Source organism: Mucilaginibacter sp. P2_A5 (genome assembly GCF_056404995.1).
Map to the genome: position 1 here is coordinate 202,707 of NZ_JBFUCY010000003.1, position 20,426 is coordinate 223,132.

The window sequence follows — 20,426 nt, forward strand, 5'->3', positions numbered from 1 at the left end:
TTAGCGGCCGTTTCGACTAAAACGACCACTAATCATTTGTGATAAAATTCAATAAAAATAAATACCAACCCTGTTTATTTATTCACATACACCACGCCGTCCTTCATCACAAAATGTACGTTCATGATGGCATGGATATCTGTATCTACATTACTATCTACCGCAATAATATCGGCCAGGAAGCCTTGCCTCAGATTACCTATCTTGTTAGGCATATTAAGTTGTTTGGCAGCATTGATAGTAGCAAACTGCAGCAGTTGCGGGATGCTTACACCCTCCTCATGATAACCGATAAGCGTATGCTTGGAAAATGCCGAATAAGGCAGATGCACATCAATATAATCATCAGACCCTGCGGCCACTGTAACGCCAAACTTTAATGCTCGCTGCAGCCGGTTGGCCTGGGCATCTGTCATCTTTTTTAATTGGGGTGTTACATTTTTATCGCCGGGATAGGCTATCGCCGCGTAGTTGGCATATATGGTACTATCGCCATCGGTAGGTACCAGGATCACTTTCTTTTTAGCCATAAGCATAAGGGTGCTGTCATTTACCTTGTAACCATGTTCAATGCCATCAACTCCGGCAATTACCGCGTTATATACCGCCTGGTTATCCGTTGCGTGGGCGGTAACCCGCAAATTATAACGATGCGCTTCCTTTACAATCGCGCGCATTTCATCAACAGAAAGCGCAGTACGGTTTGGGGTATTGTTAGAGTAAATTTTAATTACATTGGCTCCCTGGGTAACGTTTTCGCGTACGGCCTGTATGGCATCGTCGGCGCTGGTTATAATTCGGTATTCGTCATCGGCTATATTCCTGTGCTGGTAAATCAATCCAGGTAACTGTCCGCCCTCGCTGGATAATCCCTGCCCGGCGCAACTCATCCGCGGACCAATAACCAACCCGTCTTCAATAGCTTTGCGTAAGGCGATATCTGCAAACTTACCCGAGTTACCCAAATCCTGTACAGATGTTATACCCGCTTCCAGATAAGCCTTTGCCCTTACAGCACCATAAATGGCCCGGTATGCATCGCCCTGCTGAGTTAATACTTTCTCTAAAGATAAGGTCGAAAAGTCCATGCCTGCCTGCAACTCTTCCCTGAATAATAAATGCGTGTGTGAATCGATAAGGCCGGGAAGAATTGTGTATTTAGAAAGATCTATCAGTTCGCGGTCTTTCTTATCTTCACCGGATAAATCCCTGTCGGCTTTTACCGCTTCTATTTTATTGCCGTCAACCAATACATCCAGTCCTATTTTAAATTGACCGGTTTCGCTGTCAAATAGCTTCCCCGTTTTGATAAGGTATTTCTGCGTGGTTTGTGCCGAAGCAAAGTAAGGGACTACTGATAAGGCAAGGACGATGAGTTTTTTCATTGTAGAATATAGCAAATTATCTTCCCGGCAGCCTTATGTTAAAACGAGCTTAGGAACAACGCAAGATAACATTTAAAATGCGTTCCTCTTTTGTTTACTTTTTTACAGCCCCATGCCGGCAGTCAGCTTGAAACAGCAGAAGCGGCCTTAGCAACCATAGCGCGAAAATAGCGGTAACGCCAGGCTATTTACCCGGCAATCCCGCCCGTATTTTTCCAACTTCAGATGCGGAAACCAAACTGCTGTTGTTGCCAAAATTGCTCCTGATATAGGTAAGTACACTGGCTATATCGGCATCGCTTAAAAAATCATGTTTGGGCATAACGCTGTTATAGGGTTTGCCTTTAACTGTAACCGGCCCCTGCAGGCCACTTAATAATACCCTGATAGCAGGCTCCTTTTCCATGTATTTGCCACCTGTTACCCATTCGGAGCCACTCAGCGGAGGGAAAAGATTACCATCGCCCCGGCCATTTTTTTGGTGGCAGCTGGCGCAATAAGTTGTGTATATTTTGGCCCCGCCTTTAAGCATCCCGGTTGCAATATTACCGCGTGCCTGGTCGGGTATTTTAAAATTGGGCAGTTTTTTGCGCAACTCCATTTTGGCAAGCATGGCATTAGTGAATTTGGTTTTATCGTCCTGGTAAAAAATGCGCCATACCCTACCCTTTTCGGTATCGCTTACATATAATGAACCATCGGGGCCCATTGATAAACCCATGGGGCGGCAAAGTGCGTCGCTTACGCTTACCACGGTATTGCGGCCGGCAAAACCATCGGCAAATATTTCCCACCTGCCGGTTGGCACGCCATTTTTAAAGGGCACAAAAGCAACAAAAAAGCCCGCCTGCGGATATGGCGACCGGTTGGTTGAACCATGAAAAGCCACAAAAGCACCGTTCCTATATCGTGCCGGAAACTGGTTGCCGGTATAAAACAACAAATCATTAGGTGCCCAATGCGCCTGGAAGGCAATCAATGGCTGGGCGTACCTGGCGCCATTACCCGCTTTTATACCGTCGCCGCCATACTCGGGGTTTAATAGCTTTTTGTGTTTAATGGGATCGTAGTAATAATATGGCCAGCCTGCATCGGTGCCTTGTTTTATCTTTAAAAATTCCTCGGCAGGCATAACAGCGCTTTGCCAGGCGCTGAATTTCTTAGGGAACAACAAACGCAGGTCGTCGCGGCCATGGGCAACAACATACAGGCAATTATCGGCCGTGTTCCAATCCATAGCCACTACACTGCGCAGGCCGGTAGCATACTTTACCCCGTCTGTTTGTTGCTGGTTGGGTTTAGCCTCATCAAACTGCCAGATGCCGCCATAGTCCTGCAGCAAAGGGCAGCCTTTAATTCCCGGCGAACCGGGTACCCTGTTTTGCTCCTGGCAGGCGTTGGATGGCGCGCCAAAGGCCACGTACATGTGCCCGGCATCATCAAAAGCCAGTGGCTTGGCATCGTGCTCGTGCTCGCCATGGGTATCATGCAATATTAATTCCAGCGGGCCATCGGGCACCAGTGTATTGGGATTTAATTTGGTGCGGTAAACGTTTATTTCCGAGCTAAAATACAGGTAGCCCTTATGCACCCGCATACTGGTACCATAAGACCCTTTATCATCATAGTTGCCAAATTTTTTTATCGTATCTACCTTGCCGTCATGATTGGTATCCCGTGCTGCCACGTTGCCCCCAACAGAATCGGGAAAACGGAGTTTTACATAAATATCGCCATTGGTATTTACGGCCAGGTGACGTGCCCTGCCGGCCAGGCTATCAATGGCTATTACAGCCTTAAAGTTACCGGGCAAAAATAAGCCGCCGTTGTCAGGATCGGCAGTTAACATTTTATCAGTAGTGTTGGTTAAAACGAAGCCAAGCGTTATCACCACAATTGCTGCCATTAGCAGCATGCCAGCCGTTTTTTTCGCTCCTAAAAAATTACAATTCTTCATGCAGGGATTATGCTGACTATAATCAGCAGCAGGTATTTGCCGGTAGTAAAAGGAATTTGGGCTGGAAATGTTTAAAGAAAATTCAGGTTGCTATTTGGTTTGCTAGTACAGGCGGCCAAACAGTATATGTTTTTATATAGTTATGGCCGCTTATCCAAATCAACAACCGGCCAAAGTCAACCCTCCCATTCAGGGAAATCGGCTTTAAACTTTTTTACCTCATGTAGTCGCATTTTTTAATGCTGAGAAAGGTAACCCCTACGGGGCATAAAAGAAATTTAGATATTATTTCTACAAACAGGTAGCCTCTACGAGGCACCCACCTTGGTTAGCATTGTTTTGCCTCGTAGAGGCTACCTGTTTGTAGAACATGATTAGTTTAACCTTTTTTGCTCCATAGGAGCTACCCTTCTTCAGGATCAACTTTTAAAAGCTATTTCCCTTCCCTCACATTCAATTACTACAGCAGTATTTAATAAAAACCCTATCTTATCATCCTCAATTTTATTTACAACAATGCCCAACTCCCCAAAAAAATTAGGCCTATGGACAAGCACCTCCCTGGTGGTGGGCAATATGATAGGCGCAGGTGTTTTTTTAATGCCTGCCGCTATGGCCGACTTTGGGAGCATCGGATTGTTGGGTTGGGTATTTTCGGCAGTGGGCTCGTTTTTCCTGGCAAAAGTTTTCAGTAACATGAGTAAGCTAATGCCGCATGCTACAGGTGGCCCTTATGCGTTTACACGTTATGGGCTGGGCGATTTTGCCGGCTTCCTGGTGGCCTGGGGATATTTTCTATCTACGTCATGCGCCTGCGCTGCCATTGCCAAATCGCTGGTAAGTGCGTTAAGTACGTTTTTCCCGGCACTGGCAAGCGGCCTGCCTGCGGTGGCAACCGGCCTTTGTGCAATATGGTTGCTTACCTATATTAACACAAGGGGCGTTGTAACCAGCGGCAAATGGCAACTGGTAACAACCATACTTAAGATTTTGCCACTGGTACTCGTAGCATTTGGCGGCTTGTTTTTTATACAGGCCAAAAACTTTACCCCATTTAACAGCAGCGGCACAACTACCTATAACGCCATCAGCGCCACTGCGGCCATGACGCTGTTTTCGTTCATCGGCATCGAATGTGCCACCATACCCGCCGGAAGCGTTGATAACCCCGAAAAAACGGTACCCCGTGCTACCTTGCTGGGTTTGTTAATTGCAACCCTGGTATATATCTTAGGCAGCGTAAGCGTAATGGGCCTTATCCCTGCCGCTTTACTGGAAAAATCGCAAACACCTTATGCCGATGCAGCTGCTATAATTTACGGCAATAACATTCGCTATTGGGTAAGCGCGGGGGTTGCTATTGCCGCTTTTGGCGCGCTTAACGGATGGACACTGATGCAGGGCCAAATGCCCTTTGCCGTTGCTAAGGATAAATTATTCCCTGCCATATTTAGCAAACAAAATAAAAAGGGCGTGCCTTATATGGGCATCCTGCTCAGCAGCACATTGGTTTCTATTTTTATGAGCATGAATTACGCTAAGGGATTTGTTGAGCAATTCAGGTTTTTACTCTTGCTATCGCTGCTGTCAATGCTTATTCCCTACCTGCTATCGGCAGCATCCTACCTTATCATCAGGGTAAAAAACAAACAGGCAGATGGCTGGTTGGGCGCCGTAGTTTTGGCCATGGTAGCATTTGGCTACGCACTATGGAATATTGTTGGCACCGGCAAAGACGCCGTTTATTACGGCTTTGTTTTGCTTATGATGAGCGTGCCGTTTTACGTTTGGGCAGCCTATCAAAAAAATAAGGAGCGATAGGTAATATCGCTCACTGACGGATAATACTTAATTAAAAGCCAAAAAATCGGCTTTACGACTTATTACTATCAACTTACGTAGCACCCAGCTGCCACCTATACTCCTTTGTACCTTCACTATTAGTTCCTTAGCTATCGGTATTAAATAAATTGTAATAATATTATTACACTGCAAGCCAACATCCGTTATTATCTTGAAAATCAATTGTCTACATATTTTTAAAAAATATCAAGTGTTAAATTGCGAGCTTTAAATGTTAAATATACAGGTGCAAATGTTAAATCGTTTTGATTACTAAAAACTTAGTTATACCTTGGTTTCCATAAATAACCTTATGAAAATCACAATTACTGCACTAATAATACTCCTGCTTGGTACAGCTTCCGTTTTTGCACAAAATACCTATTCTATCAAAGGCGCGGTTGCCGATACGGCTTCAAATTCTAAATTAACCAACGCTACAGTTGCTGTTTTAAATGTCAAAGATTCTATCCTGCAAAAGTTCACCAGGGTAAGCGATGGCCAGTTTGCCATCAATAACCTAAAAAAAGGTAAATTCATTTTGCTGATAAGTTACGCTGGTTATGCCGATTTTGTGGAGCGTTTTACACTCGATTCGGCACATACCACACACGATTTTGGCCGCATAGGCATGATACTTAAAACGCAGCTGCTTAAAGAGGTTATTATAAAAGCCCAGGTAGCGGCGGTTAAAATTAAAGGCGACACCACCGAATTTAATGCCAAGGCATTTACCGTGCAACCGAACGCCAAAGTAGAAGACCTGTTGAAGGAGCTTCCGGGCATCCAGGTGGATAAGGATGGTAAAATTACCGCCCAGGGCCAAACGGTAAGCAAGGTTTTGGTTGATGGCGAAGAATTTTTTGGCGATGACCCTACCCTGGTTACCAAAAACCTGCGTGCAGATATGGTAGATAAAGTACAGCTTTACGATAAAAAAAGCGACCAGGCCGCATTTACCGGTATTGACGACGGGGTAAAGAATAAAACCATCAACATTAAGCTTAAAGAGGATAAAAAGAACGGCTACTTTGGCAAACTGGACGCCGAAGGCGGTACCGATAAATATTACCAGGAACAACTGATGTTTAACCGCTTTAAAGGAAGGCAAAAGTTTTCGGTTTACGGTACTATAGGCAATACCGGTAAGATAGGCCTCGGCTGGAGAGACGAAAATAAATACGGCGGCACCGGCCTGGAGTTTAGCGACGATGGCGGCTTATTCTTTAACGGAGGTGGCGGTGAAAGCGACCTTGACAGCTGGAATGGCAGGTTTGAAGGCGAGGGTATCCCATTGGCACGCACCGCCGGTGCACATTATGATACCAAATGGAATGCTGATAAACAATCCATCAACGCAAATTATAAAATAGGCTCGCTTGATGTGGATGGGACGAAAAACATCTTAACCCAAAATACACTGCCGGGTAATTTTATCAACAGCAACTCCGACCAGAGTTTTCATAAATATATGTTTCGTCAAAAGCTTGATTTAACGTACCAGGTAAAGCTGGATACAACATCAAATTTAAAGCTGATGGTAGACGGAACTGATAAACACAGCAAGGTTGATAATACTTACGCCTCGACAAGCTTACGCCAAAACGGTACTAAGCTGAACACCAACAACCGCACTGTAAACAATGATGTTACTGACAAAATATTTCATGCAAGCGCTTTTTACACCAAAAAATTTAAAAGAGTAGGCCGCACGCTATCTGTAAACATCAGCGAAGCCTATAATGAAAGCGACGCGAAGGGCTTCTTAAAATCGAACACCGCGTTTTTTGATACACTGGAAAATGCAACCAGTACGCAGGCCATAGATCAGCGTAAAACCACCCAAACTAAAAATAATGTATTAAGCTCGACGGTAACCTACACCGAGCCGCTATCTAAAAAGTTTTCGGCGGTAATCAATTACGGCATCAACGTGAATAACGGCACCTCAGACAGGCGCTCTTATAACCAATCGGCCCCGGGCGTTTACAACGTGCAAATTGATTCGCTGAGTAATAATTATAAGCTGAACCAACTCTCGAACCAGTTTGGCTTAAATTTTAACTATAAAAGTAAAAAGGCCACTTTCAACTTTGGCTCAAAAGTAGCGACAGTTAATTTTAAACAGATTGATTTGTTTAATGATGCCAATTCACGTACCCGGAATTTTGTGAACTGGTTTCCGCAGGCCACCTATCAATACCGTTTTTCGCAGCAGCAATCCATCCGCATCAGCTACAACGGTAATACCTCGCAGCCAAATATCGACCAGATTCAGCCGGTAAGGGTAAATACCGATCCGCTCAATATCACGCTGGGTAACCCCAATCTTAAGCCGTCATTTACCAACCGTTTTTCATTGTGGTACAACTCGTACCAGGTAATCAGCGATCAGTCGTTGTATGTAGGCGGCTCATACAGCAACACCATGAACCCAATTGTGAGTAACGTGCTTACTGATACCCTAACCGGCAAAAGTGTTTTTCAATCGTCAAACCTCAATAAGCAAACGGTTAATATGTATGCCAATATTTACTATGGCCGCAAAATTCCAATTGGCGATATCAACGCCGGAATAAGTGCCGATGCCAATGGCAATACCTATTATAACATGTCGAACAATAAACTCAATAAAACCACTTCGTACACCTACTCGGCCAATTTTAACTTATCAAAGTACAAGCAAAAAAAATATAACGTGTGGGCATCTGCCGGCCCATCTTATACGCTTAACTCATCATCACTTTTATCAAACGTAAATAATAATGGCAGCGGGTTTAATGCCAATGGCGGGTTTAATATTTATTTACCTGCAAAATTCGGCATAGGTTCCGATTGTAATTACCAATACAACGCCAAAACGCAATCGTTCCCCGAAGATTTTAAACGTACTACACTGAATGCCAACATCAGCAAAGCGTTTATGAAGGACGAAAGCATTAAAATAACTTTAAGCGGCAACGACTTGCTTAACCAAAATAAAGGGTACAACCGGTCGGGATCTGCCGGGATACTAACGCAGGAAAGATATACCGCGATTAAAAGATATTTTATGCTATCACTTACCTGGGATTTTAACCATGTTGGCGGCGGGGCAGCACCTAAAAAATAAGCGCTATGAAAAACCTTATAATACTTACCACCTGTATAATTGCCTTTGGCAGCAGCACCGTTTTTGCTCAAAACAAGCATTTTACCATGAACGGCACCATCGAGTTTGAAAAGACTGTAAACATGTTTGCTTTTTTTGAAAAGCAGATCAATAAAAACAATGAAGACTTTCTTCGATCTGCTTTTGACTCTTATAAAAAAACACAACCACAGTTTAAAAAACTTAAAAGCACGTTAACTTTTGCCAATAACAAAACATTGTTTACGCCTATAGAATCTGATGCGCCCGATAATGGTTTTTTTGGCGAAAGCCCTGTAGTAAACCAGGTAAATACCATTGCCGACGATTTAACCACGGGCTTAAGCATCAATCAGAAAAAGGTTTTTGAGCAAAACTTCCTGGTAAAAGACACCCTGCGCAAAATAAACTGGAAGATAACCAGTGAAACCCGCGAAATAGCCGGCTTTACCTGCCGCCGTGCCAACGCCCTGATTATGGACTCTATTTATGTGGTAGCGTTTTATGCCGACGACATTGCCGTACCTGGCGGACCAGAAAGCTTTACCGGCCTTCCCGGGATGATATTGGGCCTTGCCCTGCCGCATGAAAACGTAACCTGGTTTGCCACCAAAGTAAACGAAGTGCCGGTGGACGACAAAGCGCTTACGCCGCCCAAAAAAGGAAAAGTGGTAAACAACCAGCAACTGACCGCTACTCTAAAAAATGTAATGAAAGATTGGGGCACTTATGCCAACGCTTATTTAAAAGCCTTCGTCCTATAACCTGATCATAAACTTAAGCAACACCCTGTTATGCCCGGCATAGCGGGGTGTTTGTGTTTTACATGCTATACATGCAGCCCCACCATTGGCCATACAACCTGCTTAATAAATGGCGGATGAAATAGCAAGGGCATTGGCACTAACGGCCAACAACAAATGGAAGTATTTACGATATTATTAAATAAAATTTTGAAAGCTTGTTTTAAAGTCACAACTTTAAACAACTCTTTGTACATAAGCCAGATTGAAAAAATTTATTGCCTTGATGTTACTAAACGTTCACCTGCTAAATATTGGCGGGCAGCTGGCATTTCACCAATATTTGGTTTACAAAACAGATAAATTTTATACCGAGCAAACCCGTAAAGGTCTTTACAATATCAAAGATCTGACAGAGATAATTATTCCGGTTAACCTGCCTAATATTCACGATTGGAAAAACTTCGAGAACATTGCAGGGCAAATCCAGTTTGGGAATACCAACTATAATTACGTAAAAATGAAGATGACACGCACCGGTTTACACCTCATGTGCATCCCCAATTACGAAACTACCCAACATATTGATAAAAATGTAGTTAACGCTAAAGGCGTTAAAGATATCCCGGTACCACAAAAAGATCATGTGCCATACGGCAAAACTATTGTGCAGGAAAACATCAGTTTCTCCTTTACACAAATTGAGTTTAATTGCCCTATAAAAACTTTACAAAAAAGCGTTGTACAACCCGTACAGCCCTTGGTTTATTACTACCAGGACATTCCTGAACAACCGCCAAAAGCCAACTGCTAATACCCTCTTTTTAATTCATTTTTTCCGGATGGTGCTGTTAGTACCATTGATTTGCCTTTATTGAATCTGGCCGCCAGTTTTAACACTGTTTGCGCTCCTCGTATTTAGCCAGGGACACAAACGCGACAATGGCGCTGTAAGAACCTCAATAGGTTAAATCTCCTTCCGGCAATTTTCAAATTCTCAAATTTTCAAATCCTCAAATTAAAATGCCTTATATCCCTCTTGAATCTCATTTACCAGGCATTACCGGCCTGTTGGAATACAGCAAAGAAAGTGCTGCACCTATTCGCGACCTGACCCAAATTTTGCTTCGCGGCCCGTCTACCCTATCCGAGGGTGACCGTGAGCTGATAGCTACCATTGTATCGCACGGCAACCAGTGCAAGTTTTGTACCACTGCCCACACTGCCGCTGCCGACCTGTATTTAGGCGAAAATGATACCGCCCAAAAGATCAAAGAAAACATCGAGACCGCACCTGTGAGCGAGAAAATGAAAGCCCTGCTCACCATTGCCAAGTTAACCGGCCAAAGCGGTAAAAATGTAACCTCCGCCGAAATAGACCGGGCTAAAGCTGCCGGTGCAACCGACATCGAAATTCATGATACCGTACTGATTGCTGCTTTGTTTTGCCTATACAACCGTTATGTTGACGGCCTGGCCACCGCGCTGCCCGCCGATGCCGGGTACTATAACATCCTGGCCGACCGCCTGGTTAACCATGGTTATACCCGCCTGCCACAGGGCTATGATCACTTAAAAAAATAAACCGTTATCCTAATTAGTTTAAAACCAAATCACTGTGAAAAAACTTTTATTTATCATATTACTGCTCTCGTCTGTCAACCTGTTTGCGCAGGAAAGCAAAATAACCGGTACCCTAACTGACGCCGCAACCGGCCAGGCCGTTGTGGGTGCCAGCATCACCGTTAAAGGCAAATTAACCGGTACTATTACCGACTCAAAAGGTAATTACTCCCTTTACCTCAATAAAATTAAGCCGCCCTTTACGCTCATTATATCGGCTGTGGGATATGAGCAAATAGAAAGCAATGTTACATCCACCGGCGAAGTAAGCCTCAAATTACAGCAAAAATCCATCGTACTAAACGAGGTTGTATCTTCTGCTACCCGTATTAACCAAAGCATCCTGCAATCGCCGGTTAGTATCGAAAAAATGAGCCTGAAAGCCATTAAAGAAAACCCTTCGTTCACTTTTTATGACGGCCTGCAAAGCTTAAAAGGGGTAGCGGCCGTAACCAGCAGCCTAACCTACAAACAGGTGAACACCCGTGGCTTTAACAGCACCGGCAACGGCCGCTTTTTGCAACTGGTTGATGGTGTTGATAACCAAACACCCGGCCTCAACTTTTCGGTAGGTAACCTTTTTGGCGCATCGGATATTGATATCGAGAGCGCCGAAGTTATACCAGGTGCGGCATCAGCTTTATATGGTCCGGTGGCCTTTAATGGTCTTTTGTCATTAAAAACAAAAGATCCCTTCAAATACCAGGGCTTAACTGTACAGGTAAAAACGGGGCTTAACCATTTTGGCGAATCATCTGTAAAGCCACAGGGTTTGTATGATTTTGCCGCGCGATATGCCAAATCATTCAACGACAGATTTGCCTTAAAAATTAACGCTTCGTATTTAACCGGCAGGGATTGGTATGCCGAAAACTATACCGATGTAAGTGCATCAACCCCGGTTGCCCAACGTGGCCCTAACAACCCCGGGCGCGACGCGCTGAATATTTATGGCGATGAAGTATCGCGCACGCTGCCTGGCATCGGCCTGGTATCAAGAACCGGTTACGAAGAAAAAGAACTGATGAATTATAATGTGTACAGCCTTAAACTAAACGGCGCTTTGCACTACCGCATTAGCAATAACCTGGAGGCTATTTACCAGTACAACTTTGGTAAAGGAACCGCCAGCTATACCGGCAGCAGCCGTTTTGATTTGAACAACTTTGTACTGCAAACGCACCGGGCAGAACTTAAAGGCAGCAACTTTTTTATCCGTGGATACTCCGTTGCCGAAAACTCGCATGATTCATATAACACCCGTTCACTGGCCCAGTTCATCAACCGCGATTGGGTACAGGATTTAAGCGGTAAAACCGTAACGCCGGATAAAGCCGACGATACCTGGTTTACCCGCTATTCAACAGCATACAACGGCAACGCCAGCGGCGTAACCGCCCATGATAATGCAGCAGCACGTGCGTTTGCAGATCAAGGCCGTTTTTTACCGGGTACAGCTGCCTTCAACGCTGCCAAAGATGCATCTATCCATAACTATGGACTAAGCGGCGCGGGGGTATTTAGTGCAAGTAAATTTTACCATGCAGATGGTCAGTATGATTTCTCGAGTGCTATTAAAGTGTTTGAGTTGCTGGCCGGCGGCAGTTACCGCGATTACCGCATGTTTACCAACGGTAGTTTGTTTGATGATAAAACCAACCGGGTAACCATTGCCGAATATGGCGCGTTTATGCAGGCCGCAAAAAAAATGTTTGACGATAACCTGAAGCTAACGGCCTCTATCCGTTATGATAAAAACGAAAACTTTAAAGGCAGTTTTACGCCTCGTTTCTCGGCTGTGTATACAGTTGATAAAACCCATAACTTCAGGGCATCGTACCAAACCGGTTTCAGGAACCCTACCCCTGTTGATCAGTTTATCCACCTTAACGTAGGCCCTATCACCATTTTAGGTGGCGCGCCCAAAAACAGTGCAGGGTTAAACGTGTATGAAAACTCGTTCACCGCATCATCAGTAAGTGCGTTCGGTGCGGCATTTGGCGCGGCGGTTGCCGGCGGAACACCTTTTCCGCAGGCGGTTGAGCAAAACAAAGGTTTACTGCAAAAATCAAATGTGGCCTACATTAAGCCCGAGCAGCAAAAGGCTTTTGAACTGGGCTATAAAGGTTTAATTATGGATAAATTACTGGTTGATGTAAATTATTACTACAGCAGCTATACTAACTTTATCCTTAACACGGTAGTAATACAGCCACAAGACCAAATATTGGGTGCCGATGGTAAAGTTACCACAGCATCGGCAAGTGATATTCCTGGTGGCAAGGTGCATGCCTTCCAGCTATACACCAACGCGCCCGATAAAGTATCGGCACAGGGTGCAAGCGCGGGTTTAACTTATTTGTTTGATAAAGGATATGCCCTGGGCGCCAATGCTACGCTGTCTACATTTAATCTGCGCAACGCAAATCCAAACAACATTGCAGCCTTTAACACGCCTAAATGGGCTACCAATACCACTTTTGGCAACAGCAATTTTGCCAACAACTTTGGCTTTAACCTGGCCTGGCACTGGCAAAGCGCGTTTGATTGGTACGGTACCTTTAACGGTACGCGTCCGGGCCGTGTAGGTGCGTACTCGGTGGTTGATGCGCAGATCAGCAAAAAGCTACCAAAATTCAAATCGACAGTTAAGCTGGGCGGCAGCAATATTTTCAACCAGCACATCTACCAGTCGTACGGTTCGCCGGCCATTGGCGCTATTTATTATGTATCCATAGTATTTGATGACCTATTAAAATAAATAACATGAGCACACTTGTAATTGATAAGCCGGGTTCAAAACCGCAAACAGATATCAGCGTACCCTACCGGGTAATACTATTTGCTATTTGTTTTCTGAGTAGCGCCCTCGGCGGTACGGTATCAACCCTGATGTCGGTTTATTTGCCGGTGGTGGTTAAAGATTTGCAGGGCAATTTGCCTCCAAACGAAATCAACTCCATTAGTGGCTATATTAACGCCATCTTCATTTTTGGCTGGGCATTGGGCGGCTTTACCTGGGGCGTTATCAGCGATAAAATGGGCCGTAAAACCGCCTTGCTGATGGCCATTAGCTGTTATGGCATATTCACTATTTTAACCGGCCAAATGCCCACCTGGTGGGGTGTTGTATTATGCCGTTTTATGAGTGGTTTTGGCGTGGGCGGTGTATTGGTAACAACCATTACGCTGATAAGCGAAGTTTGGCCGACAAAAAGCAAAGCGGTTGTTATCGGCATCCTGTCTATCGCGTTCCCGGTAGGTATTTTCTCAGCCGGGCTTATCAATTACGTGGTGTCGTCATGGCGGTCAGGCTTTCTGATCGGCGTTATCCCGCTGGCTCTGGCGCTGATTGGTGCCTGGGTTTTATCCGAATCGCCAAACTGGCTTAGCTATCGTAACGATATTGCCAACCGCAACAACCCACTAAATAAATTACTATCACCCGCCCATCGCCGCGAGCTGGTAGTAGGCTCGTTAACCTTTGGCACCATGTTAATAGGCTTATGGGCAATATTTTCCTGGCTGCCTACCTGGGTGCAAAGCCTTATTACCACTCATGATGCTCCCAAAGAGCGTGGCCTGAGCATGATGTTTCTGGGTATGGGTGGCTTAACTGGTGGTTTCCTTTCGGGATGGCTGGTAAACCTGCTTACTTTACGCCGGTCGATGCTGATTTGTTTTGCAGTTTGCGCCGGCTTATCATTTGTGTTGTTTAAAACCAACAGCAGCTTCAGCCCTATTATCTATGCCGAGATCTGCGTACTGGCTTTATTCTTCGGCGCCAGCCAGGGTGTATTATCAGCCTACATACCACAGCTATTTTCAACCGGCATCCGTGCCACAGCAACTGGATTTTGCTTTAACATCGGCAGAATATTTACCGCTACAGCTGTACTGTTTGTAGGCATACTGGTATCGGCCCTGGGCGGCTATGGCAATGCGATATTCATTTTTTCGCTTGTATTTGTAGTAGGCCTGCTGGTCATATTATTCGGCCACGAAAGGGAAGCTAAAAGCTGAAAGCCGAAGACTTAAAGCAAAAAAATTAAAGAGAATCAATTCAATAAATCACTAATTCAGTCATCACTAATTCACTAATTAAAATATGGCACACATCAATGTACCCGAAGGCGTTCCGGGCATCCGCTCGCTGGTAATGTTCAGGCCCGAAACAGGTAAGCCTTTATATGAGCTGGCGCAGATACTATTGCGTGGGGAATCTACCCTATCACCCGCTGAGCGCGAACTGATAGCCGCATATGTATCGTACCGCAACAACTGCACCTTTTGCTACAGCAGCCACGCCGCCGCGGCAAGGTGCCTGTATGAAGATGATGCCCTTATTGTTGACGAGGTGTTAAGAGATATGCAACAGGCCCCGGTAAGCAACAAGCTGAAAGCACTGTTAAACATAGCCGGCAAAGTGCAGATCCTGGGTACCGAAGTTAAGCAGGCCGATATTGACGCCGCCAAAAATCTTGGCGCTACCGACCGCGAATTGCACGATACTGTGCTGATAGCCGCATCGTTCAGCATGTTTAACCGTTATGTAGATGGCCTGGCCAGCCTTACCCCTACTGATCCCGAAGCGTATGCCGAAATGGGCGTGCGTATGGCAAAGGGCTATACCCTGCCACCCAATGCGCCTAAGTGATGAACGAAGATTGATTTAAATATCGAACACCGAATATCCAATGTCGAATTTTGAAGAAAAACTTCGGTGTTGGATATTCGAAAAATTCGTTATTCGATATTATTTGCACTTCTGTTTTTAGTTTAATGAATTACCTATCACCAAAGCAATAATTATTCACCCTAAAAAATATACCATGGCACACATTGAATTAAATAACGACTTGCCGGGCATAAGAGGCCTGATGTTTTACCGGCCCGAAACCGAGGCCCCCTTGAATGCTCTTGCCGAATTTTTGCTGCGCTCGGATAACTCGCTAACCCGCGGCGAGCGGGAGTTGATAGGCACCTACGTATCGTACCTGAACGACTGCTTTTTTTGCCAGAACGTGCATGGCGCGGTAGCCGGCCACTATCTTAACTGTAGTATAGACGATATAGATGCTATCAAAGCCGATTTTACATCAGCCGATATATCGCCTAAAATGAAAGCTTTATTAACCATTGCCGGATGTGTTCAAAAAGGGGGCAAAAATGTAACCATCGAACAGGTAGATGCCGCCCGAAGCGAAGGCGCTACAGATAAAGAGATACACGACACGGTACTGATAGCCGCATCTTTTTGCATGTTTAACCGCTATGTAGATGGCCTGGGCACATGGGCGCCGCAAGACAGATCGTTTTATGTTAACCGCGCCCCTCAACGGGCGGTTGAAGGTTATGTGGGCAGTATTTTAAAATAATTTCAACCGATCTGCTTTATAATACCAAGGCCCCGTGTAGTAACGCGGGGTCTTTTGTTTACACTACCAGACTTAACGCTGTCCCGCAAACCGGCCGGTTAAATCGTAGCCTGCTCTCCTGCTGCCCATAAGTTTTATCAAAATACCTTTCTTGCAAACCGGCATTTCGGGGTGTTCTATCCAATCTTAACGCTAAAAAATTATACAATATTTTCAGTCAAAATCTGCTAAATGACTGTGCAACACGCAAAAGCGTGGCTAAAAACGCGTATCCATGCTGATATATTGTTCAAACATCCAACTAAAAATTTCGCTTTTTAACCGGCAATTTCTTTGTCGAGTTTTTTAGTCTGTTCATCGGCACATTATGCCTCCTTGAGCGCACACCTCCCATATTTGAGTCATTGTTTCACCACTTAAAAAAACGCTATGATCTCACATCGACTATTTTTTTTTATTTAAAACCCCGATAAGTCAATTATGAGATCGTCAATTCAAATTACAGGCTTGCTGCTAATAGTGCTCAGCTCCTGCCAGTCAAAACTATACAATACCCCGGCCACCCGTGCTGTTTCCGTAAAGCGCCTCATCCCTCCGGCAGGCATGGTGTATATTCCATCAGGCACTTTCCAATACAAACTGCAGGATGATGATAAATCCGAAAAACGTAATGTAAGCGTAAGCGCTTTTTTTATTGATAAAACCGAAGTAACCAACAAGCAATACCAGGCCTTTGTAAACTGGGTTGCCGATTCGGTAGCTATTACCGATTACCTGCACGATGATTCCTTTTACCTGCCATCCACAGGGGCAACCGTTGGTAAAAACCGCAAGGAGATCAGGCTGATAGACTGGGATAAAGTGCACAAGATTTCGCCACTATGGAAACGCGCACCGGCAGACGTAAAGGAAAAGCTGGCCGGTATGATGACCCTGCTCAATGGCCAGCGCATGCCCGACCCGGCATTAATGAACTACCGGTTTTACTATGTGCGTATGGATGGCGAAAAAAACAACCAATATGTAATGGATACGGTTGGCGTTTATCCTAACGAGCAGGTATGGTCGACGGATTTTCCGAACGCGCAAATGACGGTGATGGATGCCAACTACTTCAGCAATAAAATTTACGAGTATAACCCCGTAGTCGGGGTAACCTGGAAACAGGCCCGTGCTTATGCCGACTGGCGCAGTACGCAGTTAAAGGTGCTCATCAGGAACAATCCCAATCTTAAAAACTTTAAACTAAGTTTTGGTTTGCCTACCGAAGCGCAATGGCAATACGCCGCCGAAGCCAAGCTCGATCCGTCCGATACCGTAGAGCGTACGGTGAAAACCACCATTGATAAAGCTACGGGTAAAGAAAAACTTTCGCTCAACTTTAAACAGGGCGAGGGCGCTTACTCCAGCGATGGATCGACATTTACGCTGCCGGTTACCTCTTATACGCCCAACGCGTTCGGCATTTACAATATGGCCGGCAACGTTTCCGAATGGACGATGGACGCCTTTAGTCCTTCGGCATCGCAACTGGTAAATGATTTAAACCCGGCATTGCTGTATGATGCTACCGATAAAGACTCGCCCCTGCTAAAACGAAAGGTAGTGCGCGGCGGATCATGGAAAGATAACGGCGAGATGCTGAACAGCGATACCCGCAGTTTTGAAGACCAGGGCAATGCCCACTCCTACATAGGCTTCCGCTGCGTAATGGCCGCCTTTGAACTCCCCGGCGAGCAGGTAAAAACAAGAAAATACGCTAAACGATAATTTTATGAAAAAGATAATAATAGTGATTGAAACCCTTCTGCTGATCGGTTTCGGCAGGGGTATGGCCTTTGCGCAGGCAATAGTGGCCGATAGTACGTTAACAGATACCCTGCCCGCATATGATAATTTAATTAAATCGGCCGATTTAGGAAAAGCAAAGCCTTTCCCCTATCCAAAAGCCAATGCTGCCAATATCAGGTTATACGCACAGGTTTGGCGGGATATCGACCTTTCCGATTCGGGCAACAGCATCCTTACCATCCCCGGTAAATCCCTTATGGAAGATATCATGAAAGGGATAAAAGCAGGCAAGCTTACGCCTTACGAAAAAGAGGACCTGAAAAAGAAACTCAGTGCCAAACAAGGGGAGCTGCGTTTTGCCGACTCGGTGCTGATTCCAATTTTTGATAAAGATGGCAACCAAACCGGCTCAAGAATGGCGCTTAATGAGTTCAACCCCGATAAAGTACGCCGGTTCCGGATCAAGGAAGATGTGTTTTTTGACAGGCAGCGCGGCCGGGTTGATACCCGCATTGTAGCGCTGGCCCCCATGATGCACATCAGCACATCGGCCGACCTGGCAGATAACCTGGCATTTACGCCTGCCTTCTGGCTGTATTTCCCGCAGTTGAGGTATACACTGGTACAGGAGGATGTGAGCAACCCCGATAAGGACATTTTTGATTTTACGCTGGATGATGTGTTTATGCAGCACAAGTTTTCGGCCTACCTGGTAAAACAAGCATCGCCGGGCGGGGTACAAAGCGGGCAACTGGAGCCGGGCAGCACCGAAGCTATACTGCTTGAACAAAAAATTGCCGATCTGAAAAAACATATCTGGGAAAACCCTAAGGGGGTAAACGCAAAAAATTTAGCACAAACAGGTAGCAAAAAGGAGGACAAGCTATGACAACGCAAGCAAAATTATTGAAAGAGTTTTTATTGATGATGATCATATCGGGGCTGTTGTTTTGCTGCGGCAAGGCGAGCGCCCAGGTACTGCCCGAGTACAGTGCGTTCCCAACATCATCATTTGGCGTACAGGTTGGTACTCAGGGATTAGGCATCCAGGGATCCTACAGTTTTTTGAAATCATTTAACGCCAGGATAGGTTTCAATGCCTTCCCGGGGATGACGGTGCAATACAACGGCCGCGACGCGCAGTTTAACCGCACATCGGTATTTGCCATTGCCGATTGGCAACCCCTATACGGCCAAAGCGATTGGCTGGCCCGTAAGTGGTACATATCTACCGGTATTGCTTACTATTTTTCAAATAATGTATACAGGGAAGGGATAGGCACTACGCCCAATTATACTATCTACATGTCGAAGGTAAGACCCTATATCGGCACCGGGCTGGGTAATATCCACCTGTTCAAAAACATAGGTATGCGTACGGATCTGGGTTGGTTTATACCAACCAGTTCGGCCACATCAACCTATGACGATAAGGCCAGCAAAGTAAGCAGCGGGTTACGGGGCCTGCTGCCTGGCCTTAATTCGGCTGTAACTATTTATGTAAAATTCTGATCTGTAAAACCATTAAAAATTAAATATCATGTTAAAGAGCAAAAAAATCAACTGGCTGCATGTAGCCATTTCCTGGGGTGCCAGTATAGTTATCCTTGGTGCCATGTTTAAAATTAATCATTGGGGTGGCCAGCTTGGCACCTATATGATAGGGCTTGGCCTATCGGTAGAAGCCCTGCTGTTTTTTACCCTTGGCTTTTTCCCTCCGGCCGAAGAGCCGGAATGGGAAAAGGTATATCCGGAACTGGCTGTTGATTATGCCGGCGAATTCCCAAGACATAGCCATAGGCCGGTTCACCAAACCAATGGCGTTACCGCCGCCCTTGACGGCTTGCTTACCCATGCCGACCTAAGCCCCGAAAAGATTAACAACCTTGGGGAGGGATTAAAACAATTTTCGGATAAAATGAGCCGGATAAACGCTATAGCTGATGCTTCATTAGGGACAGACGAATTTGCGGCGAAGCTAAAAAATGCTTCGTCCAAGTTTGATCTGTTGGGTACCATGTTCGAAAAAGCATCGGCAGGCTTTGCCACCATTGCCGATAGCCGTGATGATGCCCATGCCTACCAGCAACAGGTTTTAAAGCTGACCCATAACCTGGCACATTTAAACTCACTATATGAGAGCGAACTGAGCGGAGCTGATAATAACCTGCGCCGCATTAACCAATTTTACCAGGGCCTTACCGGCACCCTGAATAGTCTGCATGAATCGGCTGGCGAAACCCGGGTGTTTAAGGATGAGGTGAACAAACTGGTGCAAAACATATCATCGCTGAATGTTTATTACGCCAATATGCTTTCGGCTATGAACCAGCAACGGATGCAGTAAAACTTTTCAGGTTAGAATGCTGGTGGAGGATGGTGGATATGTAGGGCGGCGAAGACTCACCCGGCGAGGCTGCGCCCGCCACCCTCTCTTCACCTGCGGTGGAAAGAGGGAATTGAACGGGGAATATCCTTACTGGAAGTAAACAAAAAAGCTTTCAAGCCCCTCTTTCCGGCGAAGCCGAAGAGAGGGTGGCGGGCGCAGCCTCGCCGGGTGAGTCTTAACCAGCGTTC

15 protein-coding genes are annotated in these 20,426 nt (G+C 45.5%); 13 read left to right on the top strand and 2 right to left on the bottom strand.

Annotated features, from left to right (window positions below):
- Positions 1-74: 74 nt before the first annotated feature.
- Together AC1DXF_RS04125 and AC1DXF_RS04130 are read right to left on the bottom strand one after the other, a co-directional pair.
- The gene (locus tag AC1DXF_RS04125; protein ID WP_477446402.1) at positions 75-1,385 is read right to left on the bottom strand and encodes an amidohydrolase family protein; all 1,311 of its coding nucleotides are present in this window, start codon (positions 1,383-1,385) and stop codon (positions 75-77) included.
- A 184-nt stretch (positions 1,386-1,569) separates the two neighbouring features.
- Entirely contained in the window at positions 1,570-3,342 is a 1,773-nt protein-coding gene (locus tag AC1DXF_RS04130) for a PQQ-dependent sugar dehydrogenase (RefSeq protein ID WP_477446404.1), read from the bottom strand.
- 516 nt (positions 3,343-3,858) lie between these two features.
- On the opposite strand from AC1DXF_RS04130, the gene AC1DXF_RS04135 reads away from it, so the two are divergent.
- The 13 genes from AC1DXF_RS04135 to porL all read left to right on the top strand — a co-directional run bounded on the left by AC1DXF_RS04135 (position 3,859) and on the right by porL (position 20,196).
- On the top strand, positions 3,859-5,163 hold the full coding sequence (locus tag AC1DXF_RS04135; protein WP_477446406.1) for an amino acid permease: 1,305 nt from the start codon (positions 3,859-3,861) through the stop codon (positions 5,161-5,163).
- Between the two features lie 334 nt (positions 5,164-5,497).
- On the top strand, positions 5,498-8,296 hold the full coding sequence (locus AC1DXF_RS04140; RefSeq protein WP_477446408.1) for an outer membrane beta-barrel family protein: 2,799 nt from the start codon (positions 5,498-5,500) through the stop codon (positions 8,294-8,296).
- Between the two features lie 5 nt (positions 8,297-8,301).
- Positions 8,302-9,078, top strand: a complete 777-nt coding sequence (locus tag AC1DXF_RS04145) for a GLPGLI family protein (RefSeq protein ID WP_477446410.1) — start codon at positions 8,302-8,304, stop codon at positions 9,076-9,078.
- A gap of 265 nt (positions 9,079-9,343) precedes the next feature.
- Complete coding sequence (locus tag AC1DXF_RS04150) at positions 9,344-9,871, top strand: hypothetical protein (protein WP_477446412.1); 528 nt, start codon at positions 9,344-9,346, stop codon at positions 9,869-9,871.
- Between the two features lie 209 nt (positions 9,872-10,080).
- A complete protein-coding gene (locus AC1DXF_RS04155) occupies positions 10,081-10,641 on the top strand; it encodes a carboxymuconolactone decarboxylase family protein (protein ID WP_477446414.1) in 561 nt (186 codons plus the stop codon).
- Between the two features lie 34 nt (positions 10,642-10,675).
- Complete coding sequence (locus AC1DXF_RS04160) at positions 10,676-13,441, top strand: TonB-dependent receptor (protein ID WP_477446416.1); 2,766 nt, start codon at positions 10,676-10,678, stop codon at positions 13,439-13,441.
- A 5-nt stretch (positions 13,442-13,446) separates the two neighbouring features.
- The gene (locus AC1DXF_RS04165) at positions 13,447-14,703 is read left to right on the top strand and encodes an MFS transporter (RefSeq protein ID WP_477446418.1); all 1,257 of its coding nucleotides are present in this window, start codon (positions 13,447-13,449) and stop codon (positions 14,701-14,703) included.
- An 85-nt stretch (positions 14,704-14,788) separates the two neighbouring features.
- Positions 14,789-15,337 (top strand): carboxymuconolactone decarboxylase family protein, encoded by a 549-nt coding sequence (locus tag AC1DXF_RS04170; protein WP_477446420.1) that lies wholly within the window; start codon positions 14,789-14,791, stop codon positions 15,335-15,337.
- A 175-nt stretch (positions 15,338-15,512) separates the two neighbouring features.
- On the top strand, positions 15,513-16,058 hold the full coding sequence (locus AC1DXF_RS04175) for a carboxymuconolactone decarboxylase family protein (protein ID WP_477446422.1): 546 nt from the start codon (positions 15,513-15,515) through the stop codon (positions 16,056-16,058).
- 480 nt (positions 16,059-16,538) lie between these two features.
- On the top strand, positions 16,539-17,828 hold the full coding sequence (gene porK, locus AC1DXF_RS04180; protein WP_477446424.1) for a T9SS ring complex lipoprotein PorK/GldK: 1,290 nt from the start codon (positions 16,539-16,541) through the stop codon (positions 17,826-17,828).
- Positions 17,829-17,832: 4 nt separating this feature from the next.
- Positions 17,833-18,738, top strand: coding sequence for a type IX secretion system ring subunit PorN/GldN (gene porN / locus AC1DXF_RS04185; protein ID WP_477446426.1), 906 nt, complete (start codon positions 17,833-17,835; stop codon positions 18,736-18,738).
- On the top strand, positions 18,735-19,361 hold the full coding sequence (locus AC1DXF_RS04190; protein WP_477446428.1) for a hypothetical protein: 627 nt from the start codon (positions 18,735-18,737) through the stop codon (positions 19,359-19,361). The genes porN and AC1DXF_RS04190 overlap by 4 nt, the downstream gene beginning before the upstream one ends.
- 28 nt (positions 19,362-19,389) lie before the next feature.
- Positions 19,390-20,196 (top strand): type IX secretion system motor protein PorL/GldL, encoded by an 807-nt coding sequence (gene porL, locus AC1DXF_RS04195; protein ID WP_477446430.1) that lies wholly within the window; start codon positions 19,390-19,392, stop codon positions 20,194-20,196.
- The last annotated feature ends 230 nt before the right edge of the window (positions 20,197-20,426 follow it).